This is a genomic window from Caulobacter sp. S45 (genome assembly GCF_009765965.1).
GTDB lineage: Bacteria > Pseudomonadota > Alphaproteobacteria > Caulobacterales > Caulobacteraceae > CAHJWH01.
The window spans coordinates 66,210-88,556 of sequence record NZ_LMUL01000002.1 but is presented as its reverse complement, the minus strand read 5'-3'; the positions used below and the strand labels follow the sequence as shown (position 1 = coordinate 88,556).

General features: G+C 64.6%; 27 protein-coding genes and 1 pseudogene. 20 read left to right on the top strand and 8 right to left on the bottom strand.

What is annotated here, in order from left to right; translation table 11 throughout:
• The 5 genes and pseudogenes from GSQ87_RS01470 to GSQ87_RS01450 form a co-directional block, all read left to right on the top strand.
• Nucleotides 1-529, top strand: a pseudogene (locus GSQ87_RS01470) (DNA polymerase IV); the annotation flags it as partial.
• The gene (locus tag GSQ87_RS01465) at nt 526-1,440 is read left to right on the top strand and encodes a 3'-5' exonuclease (protein ID WP_256375861.1); all 915 of its coding nucleotides are present in this window, start codon (nt 526-528) and stop codon (nt 1,438-1,440) included. The pseudogene GSQ87_RS01470 and the gene GSQ87_RS01465, both read left to right, overlap by 4 nt.
• Nucleotides 1,441-1,522: 82 nt before the next feature.
• The gene (locus tag GSQ87_RS01460) at nt 1,523-2,725 is read left to right on the top strand and encodes a hypothetical protein (RefSeq protein ID WP_158912796.1); all 1,203 of its coding nucleotides are present in this window, start codon (nt 1,523-1,525) and stop codon (nt 2,723-2,725) included.
• 461 nt (nt 2,726-3,186) lie between these two features.
• Nucleotides 3,187-4,050, top strand: a complete 864-nt coding sequence (locus tag GSQ87_RS01455; protein ID WP_158912795.1) for a hypothetical protein — start codon at nt 3,187-3,189, stop codon at nt 4,048-4,050.
• A 225-nt stretch (nt 4,051-4,275) separates the two neighbouring features.
• Entirely contained in the window at nt 4,276-5,385 is a 1,110-nt protein-coding gene (locus tag GSQ87_RS01450) for a hypothetical protein (protein WP_158912794.1), read from the top strand.
• 164 nt (nt 5,386-5,549) lie between these two features.
• Here the strand turns inward: GSQ87_RS01450 and GSQ87_RS01445 are convergent, their stop codons facing one another.
• The gene (locus GSQ87_RS01445; RefSeq protein WP_158912793.1) at nt 5,550-6,737 is read right to left on the bottom strand and encodes a PLP-dependent aspartate aminotransferase family protein; all 1,188 of its coding nucleotides are present in this window, start codon (nt 6,735-6,737) and stop codon (nt 5,550-5,552) included.
• Nucleotides 6,738-6,864: 127 nt separating this feature from the next.
• Entirely contained in the window at nt 6,865-7,239 is a 375-nt protein-coding gene (locus tag GSQ87_RS01440) for a group III truncated hemoglobin (RefSeq protein WP_158912792.1), read from the bottom strand.
• 273 nt (nt 7,240-7,512) lie between these two features.
• Here GSQ87_RS01440 and GSQ87_RS01435 point away from each other — a divergent pair, with 273 nt between their 5' ends.
• The 4 genes from GSQ87_RS01435 to GSQ87_RS01420 all read left to right on the top strand — a co-directional run bounded on the left by GSQ87_RS01435 (nt 7,513) and on the right by GSQ87_RS01420 (nt 9,674).
• Entirely contained in the window at nt 7,513-8,076 is a 564-nt protein-coding gene (locus GSQ87_RS01435) for a methylated-DNA--[protein]-cysteine S-methyltransferase (protein WP_216838910.1), read from the top strand.
• Between the two features lie 199 nt (nt 8,077-8,275).
• The gene (locus GSQ87_RS01430; protein ID WP_158912791.1) at nt 8,276-8,557 is read left to right on the top strand and encodes a hypothetical protein; all 282 of its coding nucleotides are present in this window, start codon (nt 8,276-8,278) and stop codon (nt 8,555-8,557) included.
• An 11-nt stretch (nt 8,558-8,568) separates the two neighbouring features.
• Nucleotides 8,569-9,243 (top strand): DNA-3-methyladenine glycosylase, encoded by a 675-nt coding sequence (locus GSQ87_RS01425; RefSeq protein WP_216838908.1) that lies wholly within the window; start codon nt 8,569-8,571, stop codon nt 9,241-9,243.
• A 41-nt stretch (nt 9,244-9,284) separates the two neighbouring features.
• The gene (locus GSQ87_RS01420; protein ID WP_158912789.1) at nt 9,285-9,674 is read left to right on the top strand and encodes a nuclear transport factor 2 family protein; all 390 of its coding nucleotides are present in this window, start codon (nt 9,285-9,287) and stop codon (nt 9,672-9,674) included.
• Here GSQ87_RS01420 and GSQ87_RS01415 read toward each other — a convergent pair.
• A complete protein-coding gene (locus GSQ87_RS01415; protein WP_158912788.1) occupies nt 9,656-10,549 on the bottom strand; it encodes a DUF4238 domain-containing protein in 894 nt (297 codons plus the stop codon). The two genes, GSQ87_RS01420 and GSQ87_RS01415, sit on opposite strands and share 19 nt — an antisense overlap.
• 123 nt (nt 10,550-10,672) lie before the next feature.
• On the opposite strand from GSQ87_RS01415, the gene GSQ87_RS01410 reads away from it, so the two are divergent.
• The 3 genes from GSQ87_RS01410 to GSQ87_RS01400 all read left to right on the top strand — a co-directional run bounded on the left by GSQ87_RS01410 (nt 10,673) and on the right by GSQ87_RS01400 (nt 12,419).
• On the top strand, nt 10,673-11,524 hold the full coding sequence (locus GSQ87_RS01410; protein ID WP_158912787.1) for an SDR family oxidoreductase: 852 nt from the start codon (nt 10,673-10,675) through the stop codon (nt 11,522-11,524).
• Between the two features lie 88 nt (nt 11,525-11,612).
• A complete protein-coding gene (locus tag GSQ87_RS01405) occupies nt 11,613-12,080 on the top strand; it encodes a DUF1203 domain-containing protein (protein ID WP_158912786.1) in 468 nt (155 codons plus the stop codon).
• Nucleotides 12,081-12,119: 39 nt separating this feature from the next.
• Complete coding sequence (locus GSQ87_RS01400) at nt 12,120-12,419, top strand: DUF1330 domain-containing protein (protein ID WP_158912785.1); 300 nt, start codon at nt 12,120-12,122, stop codon at nt 12,417-12,419.
• Nucleotides 12,420-12,450: 31 nt separating this feature from the next.
• On the opposite strand, the gene GSQ87_RS01395 is transcribed toward GSQ87_RS01400, so the two are convergent.
• The 5 genes from GSQ87_RS01395 to GSQ87_RS01375 all read right to left on the bottom strand — a co-directional run bounded on the left by GSQ87_RS01395 (nt 12,451) and on the right by GSQ87_RS01375 (nt 16,374).
• The gene (locus GSQ87_RS01395; protein ID WP_158912784.1) at nt 12,451-13,551 is read right to left on the bottom strand and encodes a low specificity L-threonine aldolase; all 1,101 of its coding nucleotides are present in this window, start codon (nt 13,549-13,551) and stop codon (nt 12,451-12,453) included.
• A 70-nt stretch (nt 13,552-13,621) separates the two neighbouring features.
• Entirely contained in the window at nt 13,622-14,380 is a 759-nt protein-coding gene (locus tag GSQ87_RS01390) for an AraC family transcriptional regulator (protein ID WP_158912783.1), read from the bottom strand.
• A 104-nt stretch (nt 14,381-14,484) separates the two neighbouring features.
• Nucleotides 14,485-15,144 (bottom strand): DNA oxidative demethylase AlkB, encoded by a 660-nt coding sequence (alkB, locus tag GSQ87_RS01385; protein ID WP_158912782.1) that lies wholly within the window; start codon nt 15,142-15,144, stop codon nt 14,485-14,487.
• Nucleotides 15,134-15,832 (bottom strand): 2OG-Fe(II) oxygenase, encoded by a 699-nt coding sequence (locus GSQ87_RS01380; protein WP_158912803.1) that lies wholly within the window; start codon nt 15,830-15,832, stop codon nt 15,134-15,136. Before GSQ87_RS01380 ends, alkB begins: the two co-directional genes overlap by 11 nt.
• A gap of 14 nt (nt 15,833-15,846) precedes the next feature.
• On the bottom strand, nt 15,847-16,374 hold the full coding sequence (locus GSQ87_RS01375) for a methylated-DNA--[protein]-cysteine S-methyltransferase (protein ID WP_158912781.1): 528 nt from the start codon (nt 16,372-16,374) through the stop codon (nt 15,847-15,849).
• Nucleotides 16,375-16,568: 194 nt separating this feature from the next.
• On the opposite strand from GSQ87_RS01375, the gene GSQ87_RS01370 reads away from it, so the two are divergent.
• From GSQ87_RS01370 to GSQ87_RS01335, 8 genes are all read left to right on the top strand, one after another.
• Complete coding sequence (locus tag GSQ87_RS01370) at nt 16,569-17,228, top strand: flavin reductase family protein (protein WP_158912780.1); 660 nt, start codon at nt 16,569-16,571, stop codon at nt 17,226-17,228.
• Nucleotides 17,229-17,392: 164 nt separating this feature from the next.
• The gene (locus GSQ87_RS01365) at nt 17,393-18,004 is read left to right on the top strand and encodes a TMEM175 family protein (RefSeq protein ID WP_158912779.1); all 612 of its coding nucleotides are present in this window, start codon (nt 17,393-17,395) and stop codon (nt 18,002-18,004) included.
• A 131-nt stretch (nt 18,005-18,135) separates the two neighbouring features.
• Nucleotides 18,136-18,585, top strand: coding sequence for an ester cyclase (locus tag GSQ87_RS01360; RefSeq protein ID WP_158912778.1), 450 nt, complete (start codon nt 18,136-18,138; stop codon nt 18,583-18,585).
• A gap of 239 nt (nt 18,586-18,824) precedes the next feature.
• The gene (gene ada, locus GSQ87_RS01355; protein WP_174241387.1) at nt 18,825-19,916 is read left to right on the top strand and encodes a bifunctional DNA-binding transcriptional regulator/O6-methylguanine-DNA methyltransferase Ada; all 1,092 of its coding nucleotides are present in this window, start codon (nt 18,825-18,827) and stop codon (nt 19,914-19,916) included.
• 39 nt (nt 19,917-19,955) lie between these two features.
• Nucleotides 19,956-20,630: a CDP-alcohol phosphatidyltransferase family protein gene (locus GSQ87_RS01350; RefSeq protein ID WP_158912776.1), complete on the top strand. Its 675-nt coding sequence runs from the start codon at nt 19,956-19,958 to the stop codon at nt 20,628-20,630.
• A gap of 2 nt (nt 20,631-20,632) precedes the next feature.
• Complete coding sequence (locus tag GSQ87_RS01345; protein WP_158912775.1) at nt 20,633-21,265, top strand: hypothetical protein; 633 nt, start codon at nt 20,633-20,635, stop codon at nt 21,263-21,265.
• Between the two features lie 134 nt (nt 21,266-21,399).
• The gene (locus tag GSQ87_RS01340) at nt 21,400-21,630 is read left to right on the top strand and encodes a hypothetical protein (RefSeq protein WP_158912774.1); all 231 of its coding nucleotides are present in this window, start codon (nt 21,400-21,402) and stop codon (nt 21,628-21,630) included.
• A 115-nt stretch (nt 21,631-21,745) separates the two neighbouring features.
• Nucleotides 21,746-22,297 carry an adenylyltransferase/cytidyltransferase family protein gene (locus tag GSQ87_RS01335; RefSeq protein ID WP_158912773.1) on the top strand — a complete coding sequence of 184 codons (552 nt, stop codon included), beginning with the start codon at nt 21,746-21,748 and terminating at the stop codon, nt 22,295-22,297.
• Nucleotides 22,298-22,347 lie beyond the last annotated feature (50 nt).

Here is a 22,347-nt window from a genome sequence, read left to right as displayed (position 1 = left end):
GCCGGTGACGGCGGCCAAGATGCACAGGCTGGGCATCCAGACTGGCGCTGACTTGCGCAACCAGTCGCTGGAATTCCTGCAGCACCACTTTGGCAAGTCGGGGCCCTGGTATTATGAGATCGCCCGCGGCCGCGACGAGCGGCCCGTTCGCCCAGACCGGGAACGCAAGTCGTCGGGCTCGGAGACGACCTTCAGCGAGGATCTGGTCGATCCAGATAAGATCGAGGCTGGGGTGCTCGCCATGGCCGACGATGTTTGGGCTTGGTGCGAAAAGACCGGCCGTCGGGCGCGCACGGTCACCGTGAAGATCAAATGGGCCGATTTCCAGCAATCGACCCGCAGCCAGTCCTTTTCTTGGCTGGTGGACAGCAAGGCCAAGATCCACGAGGCGAGCCTCGGTTTGATCCGTTCGGTTTTTCCTCCGCCCAAGGGCGTGAGGCTGGTGGGCGTGACACTGTCGAACTTCGCGCCGGAGGCGGTTAGGCTCGGAGCCGAACCTTCGTTGCTGGACGAGTCGGACGCCGCTTGATCAACGCCCACCCCACGGCCGAGACCGTCGAGGATCTCGAAACTATGGCCCAGGCCCTCGAGCGGTCTGGAGGCTATCGGGTGCTGCGGCGCCTCGAGCCCCTGACGCGGCGGGAGCCGCCGACGGGTGTGCAGCTCCGGCAAGGATTGTTCGTCGACACCGAAACCACGGGCCTGGACGCGGCACGGGACGAGATCATCGAGCTGGCCATGGTGCCCTTCACCTACGGTGTGGATGGTGAAATTTACGGGATCGGTGAGGCGTTCCAGCAGCTGCGCCAACCCTCCAAGCCGATCCCGCCGGAGGTCACAGCGATCACCGGCATCGACGATGCGATGGTGGAGGGCCACGCCATCGACACGCAGGCGGTGGCCGCCTTCGCGGCGCCGGCGGCGCTGGTGATCGCCCACAACGCGGCCTTCGACCGCAAATTCCTTGAGCGCTACAGCGACGTGTTCAACACCAAGCCCTGGGCTTGCTCGATGAGCGAGGTGGACTGGGCAGGGGAGGGCTACGAGGGCGTCAAGCTGGCATATCTTGCTTCCAGCGCCGGCTTTTTCTACGAGCGCCATCGCGCCACCCACGACTGCCTGGCGGCGCTGGAGCTTCTGGCCCGCGTCCATCCGGTCAGCCGGCGGACGGGGCTGGCCCAGCTCCTGGACCGGGCCCGGGCGCCCTCTTGGCGCATATGGGCCGAGAACGCCCCCTTTGACTTCAAGGATCAGCTCAAGGCGCGCGGCTATCGCTGGAATGCTGAAGCGGGGGGCGGCCCGCGCGCTTGGTACATCGACGTGGCGGAGGCCGTCCGCGAACCGGAGTTGGCTTTCCTAAAGGCCGAGATTTACCGGGGGGAGATCGATCTGCTGACGCGCCGGGTCGATGCTTACGACCGGTTTTCGGACCGGTGCTGACGCGGAGGCGCGCCAAGCGACGTTGAGAAGCTTTGTCCGCAGGCCAATATGCCGTGATTGACGATATGGACAGAAATTCGACATGGCCGCGACCTCGGATCCCTTTTTCGACCTGCCTCACGATTCCGAGTGGAACGCCTGCATTGGTCGGCAGGGGACCGAGGAGAACTACGTCGACGGTTATATCGAAGCGGCGATCGAGTTGGCGTCAGCAGTCATCGACAAAGGGTTGCATGGCCAGCGCGACACCTTGGCCATGCCGATCCTCTACAACACCCGGCACGGCGTCGAGCTGGCGCTAAAGCTGGCGATCAGTCGGCTGCATCGAATGGGCGCCATCCCGCAGGTTCACCCGAAGGACCACGACATCCGGTCCCATTGGGAATTTCTCGCTCAGGCCGGGGCAGGGGATGTGAAACTGCGCCGGCTCATCGCCGACCTCCAGCCTTACGTCGAAAGTCTCGCCACGATCGACGACGACGGCCAGGAGTTGCGTTACGCGGAAAATCGGGCCGGCGGCAAAAGCCTCGAAGGCAAGGCCCTGGCGAACATCGCAGTCATTCGCGATAGCGTCATCCAGCTCGGCAAGGTGATCGAAGCCTTGAAGTACCGGGCGATCGATCTGGGCGAAGAGCGGGCTACCGGCACTTTCACGCCCGAATGCTCGCGCACCGACCTCATTGCTATCGCCGACCGGCTTCCGCCGATCGATAAATGGCGCGATCCTGTCTTTGACGAGGTCAAGGCGGCGGTAATGGCTGAGTTTGGCCTTAGCGGAAAAAAATTCAGCGCGGCTGTCACCGCCATCAAGTCTAGCCGCGAGACTTGTCGGCGGATCGGCCAAATGACCCCGCTCAAGCACCTGACGGACGCGCATGCGCGTTATGCAATTGAGCAATGGGCGCTTTGCCATCCGCACGAGCCCGCGGCCGGCGGCCTGGGCCTCGACTACGGCGCGCCGCGTGATTTCGAAGCGATCGCTGCGCGCCACAGCGTGGACCAGACGGTCATCGATGCCATTCGGAGGGCGCTCAGTCTGGACGAGATCGCCGATCTTGAAGCCGTCTATCAGGTCGGCCGCCTCAACCAGTTCGCCGAGCACTACGATCAAATCCTGAAGCTCGCATGTGAGCGGCGACACCTTCAGGGGGATGATCTCTGGGAGGCCGTCCACTACTTGGTGACGAAGACGAACCTGCAGACGGGAGTTGCTAGAGGACTGGTCATCCTTGGTCGGCCGGATTTGGCGGGCCAGATCGCGGCCATCAAGCGGGGTCCTGCCTGAGTCCGCGCTTTGGCTGAAAGTGTCGACGACGGCCTCGGCCCCAACTGCGACGGCCGTTTCGCAATGTTCTGACCAGCGGCGATCATCGCTTGCGCCTCACCGCGGCGATGATCACCGCGATACATGATCCGAGTGCGAGCAGAAGGACGGGGTTGGTGACTATGATTTCGAGCATGGATGCCTCCTAAGCTGAGCGAATCTGCCGCCGTCGGAGAGACCGCAACGCCATTCCGGCGCTGCCCCCGAATCGGCAGCGACACCCATTTTCGGCGGCTGTAAATCCGGTCGGATGAAGCTTAGAGAATTCTTAGACGAGCCCCATCCGCCCCTCGGGGGAGAGGTCTGCCGCGCCTTGCCAGGCTGCCGGCGCCGGGTTGGTGATTCACCCTACTAACGGCCTGATACGTCTTGCGCATAATAAGCATTATCGGAAATTACTCATAAATTTCAATGGGTTAAGAATGTCAGACCTCGAACCTATCACGCTCCAGCTGCTCTTCACCAAAGAAGAGTGGGACGCGGCAATGCCGCAGCTGACCAAGGACATGATGGATGTCCTCAGGCGTTACCGGACGCCGGTGTTTAAGGATCAAGGCGACTATGGGGATGGATGGGGGACTGGCGGTTTTGTCGAGATCGATGGTTCGAAATTCGTCCTCACCAACCAGCATGTCGCGACCGTCCGACACGACGGCGACCGTCTCGGGATCCGCTACGAAGCTCAGGAGGATCTCGTGGTCCTCGGTGGAAACCACTGCGAAAAAGCTTGGCCGTGGGACTTGGCCGCGATCCCGGTCAGTAACGAGGCTTGGACCTGCATCCCTCATATGGCTGAAGCTATAGCCGTCGATCAGATCGCCCTCGCACACACCCCCTACCCCGAGGAGATTTTTGCGCTCGCTGGTTACGCCGGCGAGCAAACCAAGTTCCTTTTCGGAGGATTGGCGTTCGGCGCCACCACCAGCTTAGCGAAGGAGACCGAGCTTCCCGAAGACGACCGCTGGGACAGCCGTTTTCACTTCGCTCTCAGTTACAATCCCGATCTCGCAACCACTGTCGTTGGCGACCGGGGCTTACCTACGCCGCCAGGCCTTAGTGGCTCAATCGTTTGGAACACATGCTTTGTCGAAGCCCGCGCCCTCGGTCTGACCTGGAGCCCCGAAATGGCAAAGGTCGCAGGCGTCGTTTGGGGCTGGCCCTCAGGCCTCGGGTTCGTGGTCGCCACGCGAGCCGAGCACGTCCGGAGCTTCCTTCTTGGTATTCCAGCGGCCTTGGCAGCCGTCACCATGTCAGGCGACGCTCCCTCCGAGCCACCGTTGTCCTAGGCGCCTCGATGTTCGCCGGTGGATCACAATTGCCCTAGCCAAGGGCTTGCAACCTGGCGCGGCACGCCTACCTCTATTGTCAGCGCCGTAACCGTCGGCGTGGCCGCTGCCTTGGCGAAGAGCTCCTGGCTCAACGAGTTTAATACATCTCGCGCCCGAAACCCCGATTCCGGCCGCCAGAAACGAGCAGCGCGTTTCCGATCAGGCCAGAAGAAGGATCTGCGCATGTACTCCACAATTGATGGCGCCAAGAAATTCGCCAAATCCCTGAAGCGCGTCGCTGACGACAGCGGCTTCGTTTATTCCCTGAAGAAGTGTCAGAACATCGGAGCCGTCGCCGGCGGCTATCGCGACTGGTTCGATTTGGAGCGTTCGACAACGTCGACGCCCCGGCTGGTAGAGCCCGCTCAGTTTCGCAAACGCCTTTTAGATGCGATTCCGTCGCCATTGATCGCGCCGGTGCAGGCGTGGCTGGACGGCGAGCCGAGAGAAGCAGTCATAGACCCAGGTGTTCCGCGCCGCTGGTATCGCGATGTTTTTCCATACTTGATGGCTTCGACGAAGCTGCACCGCGCCAGGACCGCGCTGCTTCGCCCGGGTTCTGGCGCGGGCCAACGTCTGCGCGAGAATCTGGTGGTCGGCCTGATGTTGAATATTCACGGGGGCGAGCGGCCCTATCCTCTTATGGAGCCGGACTCGTTGGCTTTGATCTTTGAGGGAGATCTCGCGTCGCTCTACCGCAGAGATGCTGACCATCCCCGCTTCGAGCAGGAACTGGCCACCCTGACTGAAAATGGAATCCTGGAATTTACCGGTCGAGCGATGCGCATTCTGCCACCCCTGGGCATGGACCTTGTAGAAGAGGTCTTGCGTTCGAAGACGGGCATGGCCGAACACTGGTCCGAGGACAGCGAGCATATGCGTGAGGCGGCTAACGCAATAAGGGACGCCTTGGCCGCGATCGGGGTTTCCGACGCGCTTCGGGTGGCTGACGCCATTACTGAGCAGGGTTCAAAAGCGTACAACCAACCCTCTGGCGCCGTTCTGACTCTGCTCTCCGAGCTGGCGAAGAATGGTGAGATGGCCAAGTTTTCGCGAACCGTGTCCCTGTTCTCGACCATTCACCCCGAAAACGCCGGCATCGTCCTTCAGTCCGTTCCGGCGAAGATCTCGGCGCAGTACCTGGGCGGCACGCTCGGCCTGGGAATGTCGAAATTTACAGCATGGACGGCCAAGCGCCCCGACTGGGCGGATGACCTGAAGTCCACAGTCACGTCGCCTGCGGCGTTCGCGCAGACCGTTGATGTGATGGCCGCCGAGATTGCCGCCGCTTAGCCATAGGACTCGGAATGTGCGTCGGGCTCTCAGGTGCCCGGCGCACGCACTGGCGTTTCCGTCGACAAACGAGCCGGCGTCTACTGTAATTTGTGATAACCAATGTTATGCGGGATTTATAAGCGGCTGATTTTATAGACGATTGGCGGCTCGAAGCTCGGTAGTCAGATGTGGTCCAGCGCCTGCGCCAGATCTGCAAGCAGGTCCGCAGTCTCTTCGATCCCAGCCGCCATGCGTATCAGGCCGGGCCCGACCCCCTGGCTTTGCACCACCTCGTCCGGCAAGCGCCCGCCCCACATCGCGGCGGGTTGGATCACCAGGCTATCGACCCCGCCGAGGCTTCCTGCGTTGAACGGGAGCTGCAAGGCCTGGATGAAGCGACGCCCGCCCTCGTAGCCGCCCACCACCTCGTAGCTCAAGAGGCCGCCGAAGCCGTTCATCTGGCGCTGGGCGAGATCGTGCTGCGGATGGCATCGCAGGCCCGGATAGTTCACTCGCGCGATCTTGGGGTGACTCGACAGGTATTCGGCGATCGCCATCCCGTTTCGACTGTGCTGACCCATGCGAAGGCCTAGCGTCCGTATTCCCCGGAGCGCCAGCCAGGCGTTGAACGGCGCGGATATGGCGCCGAGGTTCATGGTCATGTCCCAAATCCGGTCCAGAAGCGCTTTTGGACCGCAGATCGCGCCGGCGAGCAGGTCGTGGTGGCCGCCGATGTATTTGGTGGCGCTGTGCGCCACCAGGTCGATTCCAATGTCGATGGGGCGTGTGATCAGAGGCGTCGCCACGGTGTTGTCGCAGAGGGTTAGAACCCCGGCTTGGCGCGCGATCTCGGCCACGGCGGTTAAGTCCGTCAGGCGCATGGTCGGGTTGACCGGGGTCTCGACGATGATGAGCTTGGTTTCAGGGCGGATCGCCCTTCGGAACGCTTCAGCGTCGGTCTGATCGACCTGCGTGACCTCCACCCCAAACTTCGGCAGCACCTGGGTCAGCAGGTTGGTGGTGCCGATGTAGTGGCTGGTTTGGCCAATGACATGATCCCGCTGCCCAACGAGGGCCAGCACGGTCGTGGCGATAGCGCCCATCCCTGACGCCATGATCATCGCCGCCTCCGCGCCTTCCAGGTCCGCGAGGATTTTTGCGAGCCGCGAGGCGGTCGGATTGCCGTGGCGGGCGTAGAACTGGTCGTTGAGGGGTTCGGACGCCTTGAGGCTGAACTCTTCGCCGGATTCGGCGAAGTGGGTGACCGATTGCTGGATCGCAGGGGCGACCCCCGATCCGGGATCCATCTCCCGGTCGACATGCAAGGCGCGTGTGCCGGGTCCGAACTGGCTGTAGGAGCGGTTTTTCATCTTCCCCAGACGGTGGCCCAGCTGGGGCTGATCGTCTTGAAGGTTATTGCAGGTCGTCGGCTCGGCCAGTCATCGGTCGGCCGCCGATCAGGCCTGAGCGTGTTCGACCACGCGCTCACCGAATACGCTAAGGGCCTTTGGCCGGGCGAAAGAACAGTCCGGATTTCAAGCTCTCGCCAATCAGGCCAGCACGGTCCTTCACGATCGCCGCGTCTCCTGGCTCGAAAACGTCGTCCGCCGTCGCCCCCCAAAGGGCGAGCCAGCGATCGAACATCGCCGGCGTCAGGGGATGCTTTGCGTGGGCCGCAAGGGGATTGCCCTTGTAACGGCGCACGCCCAGCAGCGCGCCGCACCAGAAGTCGGTGATCTCGACAATATGCGGCGGCCAATCCTGAATGGCTGAAGAGAACACCGGACCGAGAAGAGCATCTTCGCGGGCCTTCTCGTAGAAGTGCTCGACCTGCAAGCCTATCGTCTGCTCGGTGAGGGATGCCTGGCTCATCGCCTCAGCCTCTGTTTCCGCTGGATCGGCCAATGGCTGGCCGGTTCGGGCGGCGTGTCTGAACGATAAATCGCCCCCATGGAAGAGTAGAGGCCGTCTTCCCGGGAGGTCGGTCCAGGTGATGGAACCGGCTCGCGGGCAATAGTCTGCTCGGCGGTGGCGCGAAACACTTGGAAGTCCGCTTTCCTTCGATTTGAAAGCAAGACCCGGAGTGTGGGTGGCAGAGGATTCGCAGACAGTGCAGGCAGGCTAATTCATAGAGGAGAGCCGACCGTGAGCATCTCTGTCAAAACTTCGAAACCTGCGCGGACCCGGGTCCAGCGCGAAACCCTCCATTACGTTTCCGGCGCCTGCAGCCTGGGCACGGTCCTCGTGGCGTCTAGCGCCAAGGGGGTCGTTGCGGTGCTCTTGGGTGACCGGACGGACACCCTGACCGAAGACCTGCAGGCTCGTTTTCCCCACGCTGTCCTCTCGGCCGGCGGAGCGCGCGAACTGGCCCTCCTGGGCAAGGTTGTGCGCCGGATCGACGACCCGACGGCAAATGTCGAAGTGCCCCTCGACGTCCGGGGCACGGCCTTTCAAGGTCGGGTGTGGGCGGCCCTCGCGGACATCGCCTCGGGCGACACCGACACCTACTCGGCGATCGCGGCGCGCCTCGGCGACCCCAACGCGACCCGCGCGGTCGCCGGCGCCTGCGCCGCCAACAAGATCGCGGTGCTCATCCCCTGTCATCGGGTGGTGGGCAAGGACGGGGCGATGTCGGGGTATCGGTGGGGCGTGGACCGCAAGCGCACCCTGCTCGATCGCGAAGCCTACCTCGGTCGCCGCGCGGCCTGATCTCACCCTTCGACGTTAAAGCATGGACCCCTGGGCCAGCCCGATCAAAATTGGTCGGCTCGGCTCAGGGGCTACCGCCTTGTCGGGCGCCAGCGAAGTCGATCGGCCGGACCTTTTCGGATTTGAAAGTAAGAGACGGAGGGCGGCGCCTGGCGCTGTCCCCTACGCACGCACTCTCGACCAGAGGAGAGCTGCGGTCATGAGCCAACGCGAGCATTCAGACCCGGCAGCCACGGCGAGATCCGACCTCACCATCCGCTACGCTTCCGGTCAAACCGCCCTTGGACGCGTATTGATCGCGGCGGAGGGGGGAAAGTTCGTCGCGGTCTTGCTGGGTGAGGCGTTGGACGGCCTGCTCGACCAATTTCGTGCCCGCTTCCCCGGTGCTGACCTCTGCGCCGGCGGGGCGGAAGAGGATGCGATGCTTGGCCGGGTCATGCATCTAGCCCAGCACGGCGGCCGACCCATCCCGGGCTTCTGACAGGGGTTGGCATGATGACCAACCCGAACGGTCCCGCCAGCAGATACGCGGCTGCGGAGCGATTCCTGCGGGAGCACGACGCAGACTGGGCCCGGCTGGTTCAACAGGTCGGTCCCTGCCTGCACGACCCCAAGGCTGCCCGCGAGCCCTACGAAGCCCTAGTGCGGGCGATCGCCTATCAGCAGCTCACGGCGAAGGCCGGCGATGCGATGGTGGAGCGCCTGAAGGCGATGGCCGGTACGCCCTTCCCGTCGCCCTCTGAGATCTGTGCTTTGGAGCCGGAAGCGCTCCGCGCCTGCGGTTTCTCTGGCTCCAAGTCGGCCACCATTCAGGCGATCGCGGCCGGGGCCTTATCCGGCCTGGTTCCGACGCGGGCAGTGGCGGACACGATGGACGACGAGGTGCTGATCGCGCGCCTGATCTCCATCAAGGGGGTCGGCCGATGGACGGTCGAGATGATGCTCATGTATTCCCTGGAGCGCATCGATGTTTTCCCGGTCGACGACTTCGGCGTGCGCGAGGGCTATCGGCGTCTAAAGTCTCTCCCCCAACAGCCCGCTCCCAAAGCGCTGAAGGCGTTGTCGGCGGCCTGGTCGCCGCATCGGACGGTGGCGGCCTGGTATCTCTGGCGCATTCCCCGCGACCAGGGCGACCGCGCCGCGCCGCGCGCGGCGGCCCCCGCCTGATCCCCGAATATCGTTCAGCTGTCCTCACTCTGGAGACCGAAATGACCGAAGATGACTTGAGGGCGATCGCCGAGAAATTCGCCGCCGCGGTGCGGACGCAGGATCGGGAGGCTCTGAGCTCGATCACCACAAGCGAGGTGACCTGGACCCTACCCGGAAACGCGTCGATCTCCGGTGTGGCTGCCGGCGTGGACGGCATCTTGAAGCGGGCTCAGATGCTGAGCGACCACCAAGTCAACATCAAGGTGCTCCACGTCGTCTACGGCCTCTTTGGGTTCGGGCTCCTGCTCCACAACACCGGCCGCAAGGGGGAGCGGGTGCTCGACGAACACTTGACGACGATCATGCAGATGGAGGGCGATCGGATCGATCGATTGGACACCTACATCTCCGATGTGGCCATGCTCGAAGCCTACTTCGCGGAGGACTGAGGCCCGGCGGGTGGTGGAAGGGTCTCGACGTAAGCCTTCAACTGTTCGACCAGGGCCTTCGAGGCCGCGGCGAATTTCGAACTTTGGGCCGCCGTCACCGCGTTGAAATCCCAGATCGGCTTCAGATCCGAGAGGTCGATCAAGGTCTCCTCACCACTCGCCAAACCGACGCCGACGGCGACGTCGGACGCGACCGGCATCCAGACCTCGGAGTCTGGATCGGTCAGATCACCTTTCAACCGCACCATGGGCAGGCTGCCGATGGCGAAGCTTTCCCCAGGCGCGGTGATGCGCGCGATCGCCAGACCCCGTCCGGCGAGAACCGCGGGGACCTTGCCGCCCGACTGTTCAATTGCCCGAACCTTGCCGCCCTGCAGCAGCCGAGCCCTTGCCTCCGGGTTGTCGAGGGCGGCGATCTTCTCCTCTTGATCCGGATAAAGCGCCCTCGCCTTGACGAGCACCGCATCGACTGCGGTGTCTGGGTTCTGAAAGGTAGCCGCTTTGTCGAGCATGTCGGGCACCCGCTTCCACTGGAGGTGAAAGAAGGTGTCCCATGTGGCCTTCTCCTCGGCGGTCAGGCCGGGCGTCTTTCCCGCCCGGGCCGCCGCCACGATCTTCTCGATGATGAGGTTGGCCTTGCCCTCGAGGACGGACAGGCGCTGTTCGGCGCTGGTGTCCTTCTGCCCGTCCGCATCCTCGACGGTGTGGAAATGGGTCTCCCCGAACTGGGTCTCAGGACTGCCCGGCACGACCTTGTTGGCCACCTTGATGTAAATCCAAAACTTGCCCTTCGCGTCGGTGAAGCGCCGCAGAACCATCTGGGGGACGAAGTGATGGTATTTCGGGATGTTGGTCGGGCCGGTCATGGCCTTCATTTAGGGATGGCGCCCTCTGACCGCGACGGGGCGTCGGAAGGAGTCTGATTACAGAATAGGATTCGGAGTGTTCGCGATCGGCGGCGGGGCGATGACCTCTCCATCGGAAAGAGGAACACACCCATGTATGCCGTCACCGGCGCTACCGGCCAACTTGGCCGCCACGTCATGGCCGACCTGGTAAAAACCACGCCGCCCGCGTCGATCATCGCCGCCGTCCGCGACCCGGCCAAAGCCGCGCCCCTCGCCGCTCAGGGCATTCAGGTTCGCGAAGCTGATTATGATCGGCCCGAGACCCTGGAAGCAGCCTTTCAGGGCGTCGAGCGCCTGCTGCTGATCTCGTCCAGCGCCGTCGGCCGGCGCGTCACGCAGCACCAAGCTGTCATCGCCGCCGCCAAGGCCGCCGGCGTGTCGGTCGTCCTCTACACCAGTCTGCTTCATGCCGACCGATCCGCGATCGGCTTGGCGGAGGAGCACCGTCAGACCGAGGCGGCCCTGCGGGACTCCGGTCTGAGCGTCGTTCTCCTGCGCAACGGCTGGTATGCCGAGAACTATCTGAACGGCGTCAGCCCCGCAGTGACCCGCGGCGTGCTCTTCGGCGCGGCCGGAGACGGCCGCATCTCCACCGCTTCGCGGTCGGACTATGCCGCCGCGGCGGCCGTGGCGCTCGCCGGCGCGGAAACCAGCGGCGTCTACGAGCTGGCCGGTGACGAGTCCTGGACGCTGGCGGATCTGGCGGAGGTGATCTCCAAGGCGGCCGACAAGCCCGTCGCCTACAAGGACATCTCGGAGGCCGCGTACCGGGAGGCGCTTATCGGCGCCGGGCTTCCCGAGCACGTCGCCGAGATCGTCGCCAACGCCGACGCCTCGGCCGCCAAGGGCGCCCTCTTCGACGACAGCCGCACCCTCTCCCGGCTGATTGGCCGCCCCACCATCACCATGACTCAGATGATCAACGCCGTGCTCAACGGCTAGCCGGTCGTAGGTCGCCGGACCGCGTGGCGGGCCGGCGATGCGTCCCATTTTTTAATTCGTTTGAGGCTCGGCCCTCACAGGAGAATCCATGGCTTATCGCGTGCGAGGGCTCGATCCCGACCAATTCGCCCACCTGTTCGGTCTCAGCGACGAGGGCCTGGCCAAGCTCGGCGCCCGCCGCCGGCTCGTCGCCGACGGCGAGGGCATTCCGGATCGGATCGGCGTGCGTGAGCTGCAGGGTGGCGAGACCGCGATCCTGCTGAACTACGTCCACCAGCCGGCGGACACGCCCTATCGGGCAAGCCACGCCATTTTTATCGCCGAAGGCGCCGGAGCGCCTTGCGATCTGGTCGACGCCATCCCTGATCAGATGCAAGGCAAGATGATCTCGATCCGCGCGTTCGGCGCGAACCACGAGCTGGCGAGCGCCGATCTCGCGGTCGGCGCTGAACTCCCGCCGATCATCGCCCGGTTTTTCGACAACCCGGACGTGGCCTACCTGCAGGCCCACTACGCCCGCCCCGGCTGCTACGCAGCCCGGATCGAGCGCGCCTAAAGCCCCCGTCCCCAGCGGCTTCCAACAAGGAGGAGCACCATGAGCGTCTACATGATCTTTCGTTTCGATGTGACGGACCTGGACAAGCTCCGCGGTTACGGCGCGGCGGTGCAGCCGTTGCTGAAAAGGCATCAGGCCGAGATCCTGGTGATCGACCTCGAGGGAAAGATCCTTGAAGGCGACAGCCAGCTGTTCACCGTCGTCCTCAAGTTTGCCTCGGAAGACCTCGCCATGGCGTTCTACGACGACCCTGACTATGTCCCGCTGAAGCTGGTCCGCGCTGAGGCGACCGACAACACCTCGGTCATCCTCTGCAAGAGCTTCGTGCCGCCGCTCTAGGGGGCTGCGAGCCGCCTCCCTTGGGCCATGCCTAATATCCGGACCCAGGAGCGGCGCCTGCGCGCGAGGGAGCGAACTCTCCCGGCTCGGCCGGCAGGGCGCGGAGGCTGTCGGCGATGATCTTCAGAGCGTCGTCGACGTCGCTTTGCGCAATGTCGAGGTAGAAGACCGCGCGCACCGCATCGGGACCGGAGGGGAGCATGAACAGGCCGCGCCGGTGCGCCTCCTCGACGAAGCGCCCGGCGCTTACCGTGCTCAGCCGATAACGTACGATGTTCGTCTCCACGGTCGCCGGGTCGATCTCCACCCCCTCGATCTGAGCTAGGCCTTTAGCGAAGCGGCGCGCCAGCTCATGGACGTCGCCCAACCGCGCGCGATGGTTTTCCAGCGCGTAGAGCGCGCCGGCCGCGATGATCCCGGCTTGACGAAAGCCGCCGCCAATCTGCTGCTTGAATCGCCGCGCGCGGGTGATGAACGCCTTGGTCCCGACCAGGCACGAGCCCACGGGGGCCCCCAGGGCCTTGGAGAAGCAGACGCTGATCGTGTCAAAGGGCCGGGCATAGTCCGCCTCTGAAATCCCGGTTGCCGCCGTGGCGTGCCACAGTCGGGCGCCGTCGAGATGCAGCGCCAGTTCATGTCGTCGCCCGACATCGGTCACGGCCTTGAGGGTCTCCAACGGCCAGATCGATCCGCCGCCGATGTTGTGCGTGTTCTCCAGGCAGAGCAGGCGCACGGGCGCCGGGATGGTCGCTGGGAAGAATGGGTGGGAGATGCCCATCGCCGCGTCAACGTCGGCGGGCGTGAAGATGCCCCTGACCCCCGGCAGCAGACGTGGGAGCACGCCGGAAAAGGCGGCTGGCGCCCCCCCTTCAAGGATGTAAACGTGGGCGTTCTGGTCGAACAGGACCGCGTCGCCAGGTTCTGTGTGCGCCCGGATGGCGACCTGGTTGGTCATGGTGCCGGTCGGCATATAGACCGCGTCCTCCTTGCCCAGCAGCTCGGCGACGGTTCGTTCGAGCGCCTTGACCGTTGGGTCGTCGCCGTAGACGTCGTCACCGACATCGGCGTTGGCGATGGCCTGACGCATTTCAGGGGTCGGGCGGCTGCAAGTGTCGCTGCGCAGATCAATCATGGCGGGCTCCAATCCGCGAGAGCATGGCGGGCCGCACCGGTCCGGTCTTGAAGGCTATTGCAGACCGCGATTAGGCCCGGGCGAAGGCGCCGGGCGTGTAGCCAACCGTCTGGCGGAAGGTGCGCGTCATATGGGCTTGGTCAGCGAACCCGACCGCAGCGGCCGCGGCGGCCAGGGCCTCCCCCTGCATGATCAGCGCCTGCGCGCGCCTGACCCGGATCTGACGGAGGAAGGCGTGGGGCGGCAGGCCATAGACCGCCTTGAAGTGACGCAGCGCTTGAAAGCGCGACAGGCCCGCCCGCGCCGCCAGGTCGGCCAGCGCGATGGGTCGATGGAAATCGGCTTCCAACATCTCCCGGATCGGCGCGACCGAACGACGGTCGCCGTCGCTCGCGGCCCCAGGCCGGGCGCCGGCATGGCGCTCGAAAGCGCGGCGGATAATGAGGAGATAGAGGCTCTCCAGCTCCAGCGGATCGGTCGCGGCAAGCGCGCTGAGCCCGTGCAACCTCGATAGGGCCAGCGATAAGGCGGGGTCGTCGACGACCGGTCGATGAAAGCTCGCTGTGTCGGATCCATCGAAGGCGTCCTCGACAGCGGCGCGAACCAATGCGGCGGCCGGGTAGAGCATTCGATAGCGCCAGCCCTCCTCCGCGCCCGGCCAGCCCGCATGGACCACGCCGGGCGCGATCAGCGCCACCGAGCCCTTCGGCATGTCGAGCCGACGGTTGTTGTCGTAGACGAAGGCCTGACAGCCGCTGTCGATCACGCCGATAGCGAATTCGTCGTGGAAGTGCCGGTCGAAGCGTTGCTGGTGGTACTCGGCCGTCAAGAACAGCGTCTCGCCAAGCGCAGCACTTCGCCAGGTTTTCGCGCGATCCTTCGCCATTCTTCAGCAATGCGCTCGAACAAAAGACCCGGCCATAGGGATACGCCTCAGTTGGCGCGGCGGAACGTCAGATTGAACCGGATGGCCCCGGTGAGCGGATGCGCGCCGTCCTTCATCGTGTCCACGCCGTGGAAGGTCATCCGCGCCGGACCGCCCCAGACAACCACGTCGCCATGGACGAGAGGGATCCGCCGGGGACGTTCTGATCGGCTCGCGCCGCCCCATAGGAAGGTGGCCGGCAGACCCAGCGAGACCGAGACGATCGGATGGGCGAAGTCCCGCTCGTTTCGGTCCTGATGCAAGGTCAGACGGGCGCCGGGCTCATAGCGGTTGATCAGGCAGGCGTCAGGGACAAAGCCGGCGAACCCGGCCGCCTCGGCCGCGCGCGCCGCCAGGGTGCTGAACACCAGCGGCATCGCGGGCCATGGGCGCGCGGTCTCCGGATCGTCCGGATCGTAGCGGTAACCCCGTCGGTCGGTGACCCACCCGGCCGCGCCGCAATTGCTCATGGATACCGACATAGGCCAGCCGCCAGGCGTCACCATGTGGCGGAAGGGGGAGATGGCGACGACAGCTTTCAATCCTGCCAGGAGGGCCACGGCGTCCTGGAGGGCGAACCCCCCCAACAGGACGGCGCCGGCCGCCAGGGGCTGGTGCGGGTCCCGCTCGACGGGTCCAAAGTCTAGTTCGAGCGCGCTAGGTGGCATCGTGGAAGATCACCCCGACGGTGTGGCGATGGCCGGACCGAAGCCGACTGACGCCGTGGCGCAGCTTCACCTGATAGTCGCCGCGCACGCCGGCGACGGGTCGGCTGTTGACCGCGAAGATCACCGCGTCGCCTTTCTTCAACGGCACGACGATCGGCCGGGTCTGCATCCGGGGCCGTTGCTCGGTCATGACGAATTCGCCGCCCTCGAAGTCCGTTTCCGGGTCCGACAATAGGATGGCCAGCTGGATCGGGAAGACGTGCTCGCCATAGAGATCCTGGTGGAGGCAGTTGTAGTCGTCTGGCCCATACTGCAGCAGCAGCGGCGTAGGCCGCACTTGGCCGGCTTGATGGCAGCGCTCTATGAACGCGGCGTGGTCGTCGGGAAACCGGACCGTTTTGCCCATACGCTCGTGCCAGCGGTTCGCGAGCGGAGCAAGGTGGGGGTAGACTGATGTGCGCAGGTCCTGGATCAGCGGCGGCAGCGGATAGCTGAAGTAGCGGTACTCCCCACGCCCGAAGCCGTGGCGGCCCATAACCACATGGCTGCGGAAACCCTTGCCGCCATCGTACATCCCCGAGATCGCCCCGCACTCCGCCGCGCTCAGCAGCTTCGGCAGCACCGCCCAGCCTTGGGCGTCGAGGTCAGTCGAGACTTGAGTCCAGTCCACCGCGCTTGTGCGGTCCATCGTTTCGACGGTGCTCACGCGACGCCCTCCATGTTGATCAGGCGCCGCTTGCGCGGGACGCCCCAGCGATATCCTGAGATCGAGCCGTCGGCCTTGACCACCCGGTGACACGGGACGGCGACGGCCACGACGTTGGCGGCGCAGGCCGCGCCCACCTCTTGTGCGGTGGCCGGCATGTCCAACGCCTTGGCCAAACCGCCATAGGTGCGGGTCTCGCCGGACGGAATGGCGCGTAGGGCAGCCCACACGGCCAGCTCCAGGTCCGACCCGCGAAGGTCGAGCGGCAGATCCAGGCCGAGGTGTGGCGCGTCGATGAAAGCGACCACCTTGGCGACGGTTTCGGCGGTGCGCCCGGCGTCTTCCACCAGGCTGATGCCTGGAAAGGCTTGCGCCAGTTCGCGGCGCAAGCGGGCCTGATCATCACCCAACAGGATGGCGCTCACACCCTTGGCGCTGCTGGCGACGAGCACCGACCCGAGGCCAGTCTCGCCAAAGCCGACGAGAAAGCTCTCGGCGGTGGGATGGGAATGGGTCGTATCCATAGTCCGGCTCCTTTTCGTAGGAGCCAAGATCGGCCTTCCGAAGGAGACCGACACTCCGCCTCTTGCTCTCAAATCGAAATAGACCCGTCAGGCCCCGCGTCGCCTGAAGACTTGAGTTCGAAAGCAAGAACCGGAGAGCCTTGCGATGAAACGAAAGTCAGAACGGAGAGGCCCCCCAAACAAGGACTTCTCCAATGCACGTCGCCTGCAAACCCAACATCTTGTATTTCGGTACGCCAGTCGCCCTGCTCAGCACGCTCAACGAAGACGGCACGGCGAACCTCGCCCCCATGTCTTCGACCATCTTTGTAAGCTGGCGCGCTCTGCTTGGTCTTCAGGCCAATTCCAAGACGGTGGAGAACCTGCGCCGGACCGGCGAGATGGTCATCAATATGGCGTCGGTCGATCTCGTCGCTGCTGTCGACAAGTTGGCCAAGACCACGGGCACGGAGGTCGTGCCCGATGACAAGCTTGCTCGCGGATTTCGCTACGAGAAGCACAAGTTCGAGACCGCGGGCCTGACCCCTGTCCCCTCCGAAACGATCGCCCCGCCGCGCGTCCTTGAGTGTCCCATCCAACTCGAGGCGCTGCTAGTGGCGGAACGACCGCTCGATGAAGGCGGCCCGCTTGAAGGGTTTCTCACCACGTTCGAGATGCGCGTCCATCGGATCCACGTCGACGACACGATCCTGATGGATGGCCATGCCGACCGGATCGATCCGGACAAGTGGCGGCCCCTGATCTTCAACTTCCAGCAGTTCTACGGCCTGGGGCCAAAGGCCTACCACTCCACCCTCGGGGAGATTCCCGAGGAGCTCTACAAGACGCCGGACATGCTCGAAGCCGCCGCCTGAGCCTCGCCTACCGACCTCCTCAAGCCCCATCGCCGACCCGGCGATGGGCACACCCACGGTGAACGCCATGATCCCAGACCCTCGCCGCACCGCGGCGGCGGGCGCCCGCACGCCCGCCGTCCGGACGACTCCTGCGCCCGTCAACCTGACCCAAAGGGCTCGCCATGCGTCGTGAAGCCCCCGGGTCGCAGCGCCTCGAAGCCTTCTCCGACGGCGTCATGGCGATCATCGTCACCATCACCGTGTTCGGTCTGAGACCCCCCGACACCGCCGACCTGCCGGCCTTGCTCCAGATCTGGCCGAAGTTCGCGACCTACGCGGCCAGTTTCGTCTTCGTGGCCATCGTGTGGGTGAACCATCACAGCCTGGTGCAGTCGGCGCGCGTCATCAGCACCGCGACCCTTTGGTCGAACATCATGATGATGTTCACGATGTCCTTCATTCCCTTCGCCACCGCCTACCTGTCGGCTCACATCCGCTCGCCGCTGCCGGTCGCGATCTACAACGGGCTCTTCCTCAGCTGCTTGCTGTGGTTCAGCGTCCTTTCGGCGAGCATCGCCCGTCACCGGCCTCGTGAAGACGAAGTGTCGCGCCAGCGTGATCGGCAGGCGGCGCGCAAGAACCTGATCGGGATGGGACTGCACCTGATCGCCATCCCCTTGGCGTTCGTCTCGACCTGGACCTCGCTGGCGATCGTCATCGCGGTGTCGGCCTTCTTCGCCTGGCCCGCGCGCTGGCCGGCGGCGGTGCGAGGCGGCGAGCCCGCGCCTTCGTGAATGTTCCAATTCAAAGTCAACAAACGGAGTTTAGGCCCCCCTCCCCCGTCCTATCCATGACCTCGGAGTGCGGATCAGCCAGTCCCGCGCCCCGCCCCCCCCATCATTGGCAGTTTAGACGAGGAAATCCCATGTCCAAGGAAGACGACAACAAGGCCGTCGTTGGCCGCTGGTTCGAAAATTTCTGGGGCAAGACCTACAACCCCGACATCGTCGACGAAATCGCTTCGCCCGACATGCTGCTCCACTACTCTCTGCACGAGCCGCGCCGCGGCCGTGAAGACATCAAAGCGTTCATGGCCGGTTTCCGCGCCGCGTTCCCCGACCTCAACTTCTGGGGCGCGGCCGACCTCATCGCCGAGGGCGACTACGTCGTCGGGCGCTGGGAAGGCGGCGGCACGCAGACCGGCGCGGCGCTCGATGACTTCCTGGTTGGCGGCTTGCCCGCGAACACGGGTCGCAAGATGCACTTCACGGGCACGACTGTCCTGAAGCTCCAAGACGGCAAGATCGTCGAAGAGATCGGCCTGGACGATGGCGTCAAGGCGCTGACCCAGCTCGGCCTGATCAAGGTGGCCTGAGCCACGACCGACGCCTTCGGGCGCCGTTTGTGAACGAGCGAGCCGCGCGCCCTCCCCCCGGGCGCGCGGCTTTGCTTTGCCCGCAAGTTCCGGGTGGGCGGGGGCAGTTCGACGTCCGAAGGTCGCCAGACTGAGGCGAGCCCGGCCGATAGTTTTCAATTTGAAAGCAAGACCCGGAGTGCCGGGTGTATCGCCCGCCGGCAAAGTCGCCTCAGATGATTGAACGAATGGATCTGACGATGGCCTTAGTCACGGAACGAACGAAAACCGCCCAGCCTTCGCCAACGGAAGCCGATCCGCGCTGGGCCAAGGTGCTCGCGCGCGACCACGCCGCCGACGGGCAATTCTGGTATTCCGTGGCGACCACAGGGATTTATTGCCGTCCCTCCTGTCCCTCACGGACCGCCAACCCCAAGAACGTCGGCCTTCACACCACACTTCGGGACGCCAAGGCGACCGGCTTTCGCCCGTGCAAGCGTTGCAATCCCGATGGCCTGTCCATCGATGCCGAAAACGCGGCCTTGGTGGCCCGCGCGTGCCGGCTGATCGAAGAGAGCGAAGACGAGCCCTCCCTGAACGGCCTGGCCGAGGCGGTCGGCCGTAGCCCGAGCTATTTCCATCGCCTGTTCAAGGCGGCGACCGGCCTCACGCCGAAGGACTACGCCGCCGCGCATCGCGCCGCTCGAGTCCGCGAAGGCCTGAGCGGGGGGCAATCGGTCACATCGACCATGTACGACGCCGGCTTCAACTCCTCCGGCCGGTTCTACGAGAAGAGCACCGACATGCTCGGCATGACCCCGACCCAGTATCGGGGTGGCGGCGCCAACGAGGATATCCTCTTCGCCGTCGGACAGTCGTCTCTGGGCGCGATCCTCGTGGCGTCGAGCAAGAAGGGCGTCGCCGCCATTCTTCTGGGCGAGGATCCCGATGCGCTAGTCCGCAACCTCCAGGACCGCTTCCCAAAGGCCCGCTTGATGGGGGCCGACAAGGACTACGAGGCCCTGGTCGCCCAGGTGGTGGGCTTTGTGGAAGCGCCAGGCATCGGCTTGGATCTCCCCCTGGACGTTCGCGGCACCGCTTTCCAACAGCGCGTGTGGCGGGCGCTGCGAGAAGTCCCGGCCGGGCAAACCGTCTCCTATGCAGAGGTTGCACGTCGGATCGGATCGCCCAAGGCGGTGCGCGCCGTCGCGGGCGCCTGCGCCGCCAACAACCTCGCGGTCGCCATTCCCTGCCATCGGGTCGTGCGCAACGACGGCTCCCTGTCCGGTTACGCCTGGGGCGTCGCGCGCAAGCGCGATCTTCTGGATCGCGAAGCGGGTCTCGCCGCCTAGCACGACCGTCCTCTCACGTCGGTATTCACGGGGAACGCCATGCTCGCTTCATCCGCCCGCGGCCAATCGCGTCCGCTGCCCGGCGTCATTCTGGCAGGGACGTCCCTTACGCTTCTGAAGCCCTGGCTGAAGTCGGCCGTTCGCCCCGCTGCGCGCACCTTGGTGGCGGCTGGGATCACCGCCAACCAGGTGACGCTGATGTCGCTGGCGGGCTCCCTCGCCGTGGCTTGGATCGTCGCAGGGGGATCGAGTAATCGGGCGATGTACCTTCTCCTGCCGCTCTGGCTGGGGCTTCGCACCGTGCTGGCGGCGCTGGACGGCACGATGGCGATCGAGTTCGGCCAAAAGAGCCGGCTCGGCGGGGCGCTCAACGAAATTGGCGACCTCGTTTCCGATGTGGCGCTGATCGCCACGTTCGCCGCCGTGGCGCCGATGAATCCGGGTCTGATCATGCTCGTGGCTGCGCTCGCGGCGGGCGTCGAAGGGGTTGGCCTGCTCGGCCACCTAGTCGGGAAAACTCGCCGCCTTGAGGGACCGTTCGGCAAATGCGACCGAGCGATCGCCTATTCGGGGCTCGCCGTCTGGATTGCGCTGGGCGCTCCGGTCCCGCAGATGGCCGATCCGATCTGCTGGATGTTCGCCGGGCTGAGCGCGGTCACCCTTTCCAACCGCGGGCTTGAGGCGCTTGACGCCCACGCCGCTTCCCCGCGCTGATCATGAGCCTGCAAAATCGAGTCACGCCCTTTGGCGAGGTTGTCGCGATTGCGCAACGGGGCCTCTTCACGGGAAATCGCGGCATCATCCACGATCCCGCCACCAAGACCTTGTTGCCCAAGCGCTGGGCCACCAAGGCGTGGATCATCTGCAGCTGTTCCTACAAGGACGCCCATCGCGACCCGATGGCCACGCGCAGTTGGACCGAATTGTTCTTCCTGGATGAAGCCGTCGCGCTCGCCGCCGGGCATCGACCCTGTTTTCTCTGCCGACGCGAGGCGGCGCTGGCCTTCCAGGCCGCCTGGGCGCGCTTCACGGGCGGGCCCGCGCCGATGGTCGGCCACATGGACGGCGTCCTGCACGGCGAGCGGCTGGTCGGCAGAGCCAAGCGACTGCATCCCTACTCCGGCGACATGGACGATCTTCCGGACGGCGCCGTCTTCGCCGCTGATGGAACCGCATTCGTCGTCTCCGGCGGTCGGCCGTTTGCCTGGAGCGCCGACGGCTATGCACCAGCTAAGACGAATGTCCCGATCGACGGCCTGGTGACGCCGCCATCGACGCTTGGCGCGCTTCGCGCCGGCTACCGTGCGGTTCTTTATCCCTCGCTGGAGCCGCAGACCAAGCCGGTTTGAACGCAACTTCCGGAGTTCGATCCGAAGGCAGACGTGTTTTGATCGAGCCGTTCCCATTCGCCAGGACCCGCCGTCAGCGGCCCTGGCGCCGACGCCCGAGGCTGGTTCAGCCCAGGCCAGCGAGGCCCGCTATCATGTCCGCCAGCGCGACCAATCCCGAGAGAGACCCCCGCATCGAAGCCTGCGGGACAGCCAGCGCCCACCCGGAAGACTTGGCCAAGGTCGAGATTTTCGCTTTCCTCAGCCAATTGGCGGAAGCCGGTCAGGCCAGCCTGTCGCCGCTCGAAAACGGCGAAATCGAAGTGCGGTTCTTAACCGGGGAGATCTTTCTCCTCGGCGCGTCAACGATCACGCGCCTGAACTAGCCTCTTGATAGTCGCGAAGACAATTTGATACGGGAGCAAGAACCGGAGCGATTGATCTGACAGAAGGCCTAGATTTACCTGACCAAGTGGCAACTCCACTGTAGGGGAAATCAAAATGTCTACGGTTGGATATGCTTCAGGTGCATTCGATCTATTCCACGTCGGACATCTAAACTTATTGAAGCGTGCCAAGGAGCGGTGCGATGTACTGATCGCCGGGGTCGTCAGTGACGAGCTTTTGCGATCTCTGAAGGGCGTCGACCCGGTCGTGCCCTTGGCTGAACGGCTTGAGATCGTTCGCAACATCCGATGCGTCGACGAAGCCCACCCCGCAGTTCTCGCCGACAAGCTGGCCATCTGGCGTGAGCTTCAATTCGACGTCTTCTTTAAGGGCGACGACTGGAAGGGCACGGAGAAGGGTTTGCGCCTGGAACGGGCCTTCGCGCAGGTCGGCGTCGAGGTCGTCTATTTCCCCTACACCGTCTCGACCTCAAGCACCGCCCTGCGCAGGGCGCTGTCGAGCATCAATGTGCTGGCCGACATCCGTCAGCGGCGTTTGGCCCTCGATGGCCATCCGGTCCCATCCGTGACCGAGCCCGCCTTCACCGATCGGTTTGCTGAGCCGCCCCAGGCCACCGGCGGCCGGTCGTCCACCACGCACCACTGACTTGGGTTTGAAAGTCAGGATCGGAGTTTTCCGAACCTCCGAGCTTGGCA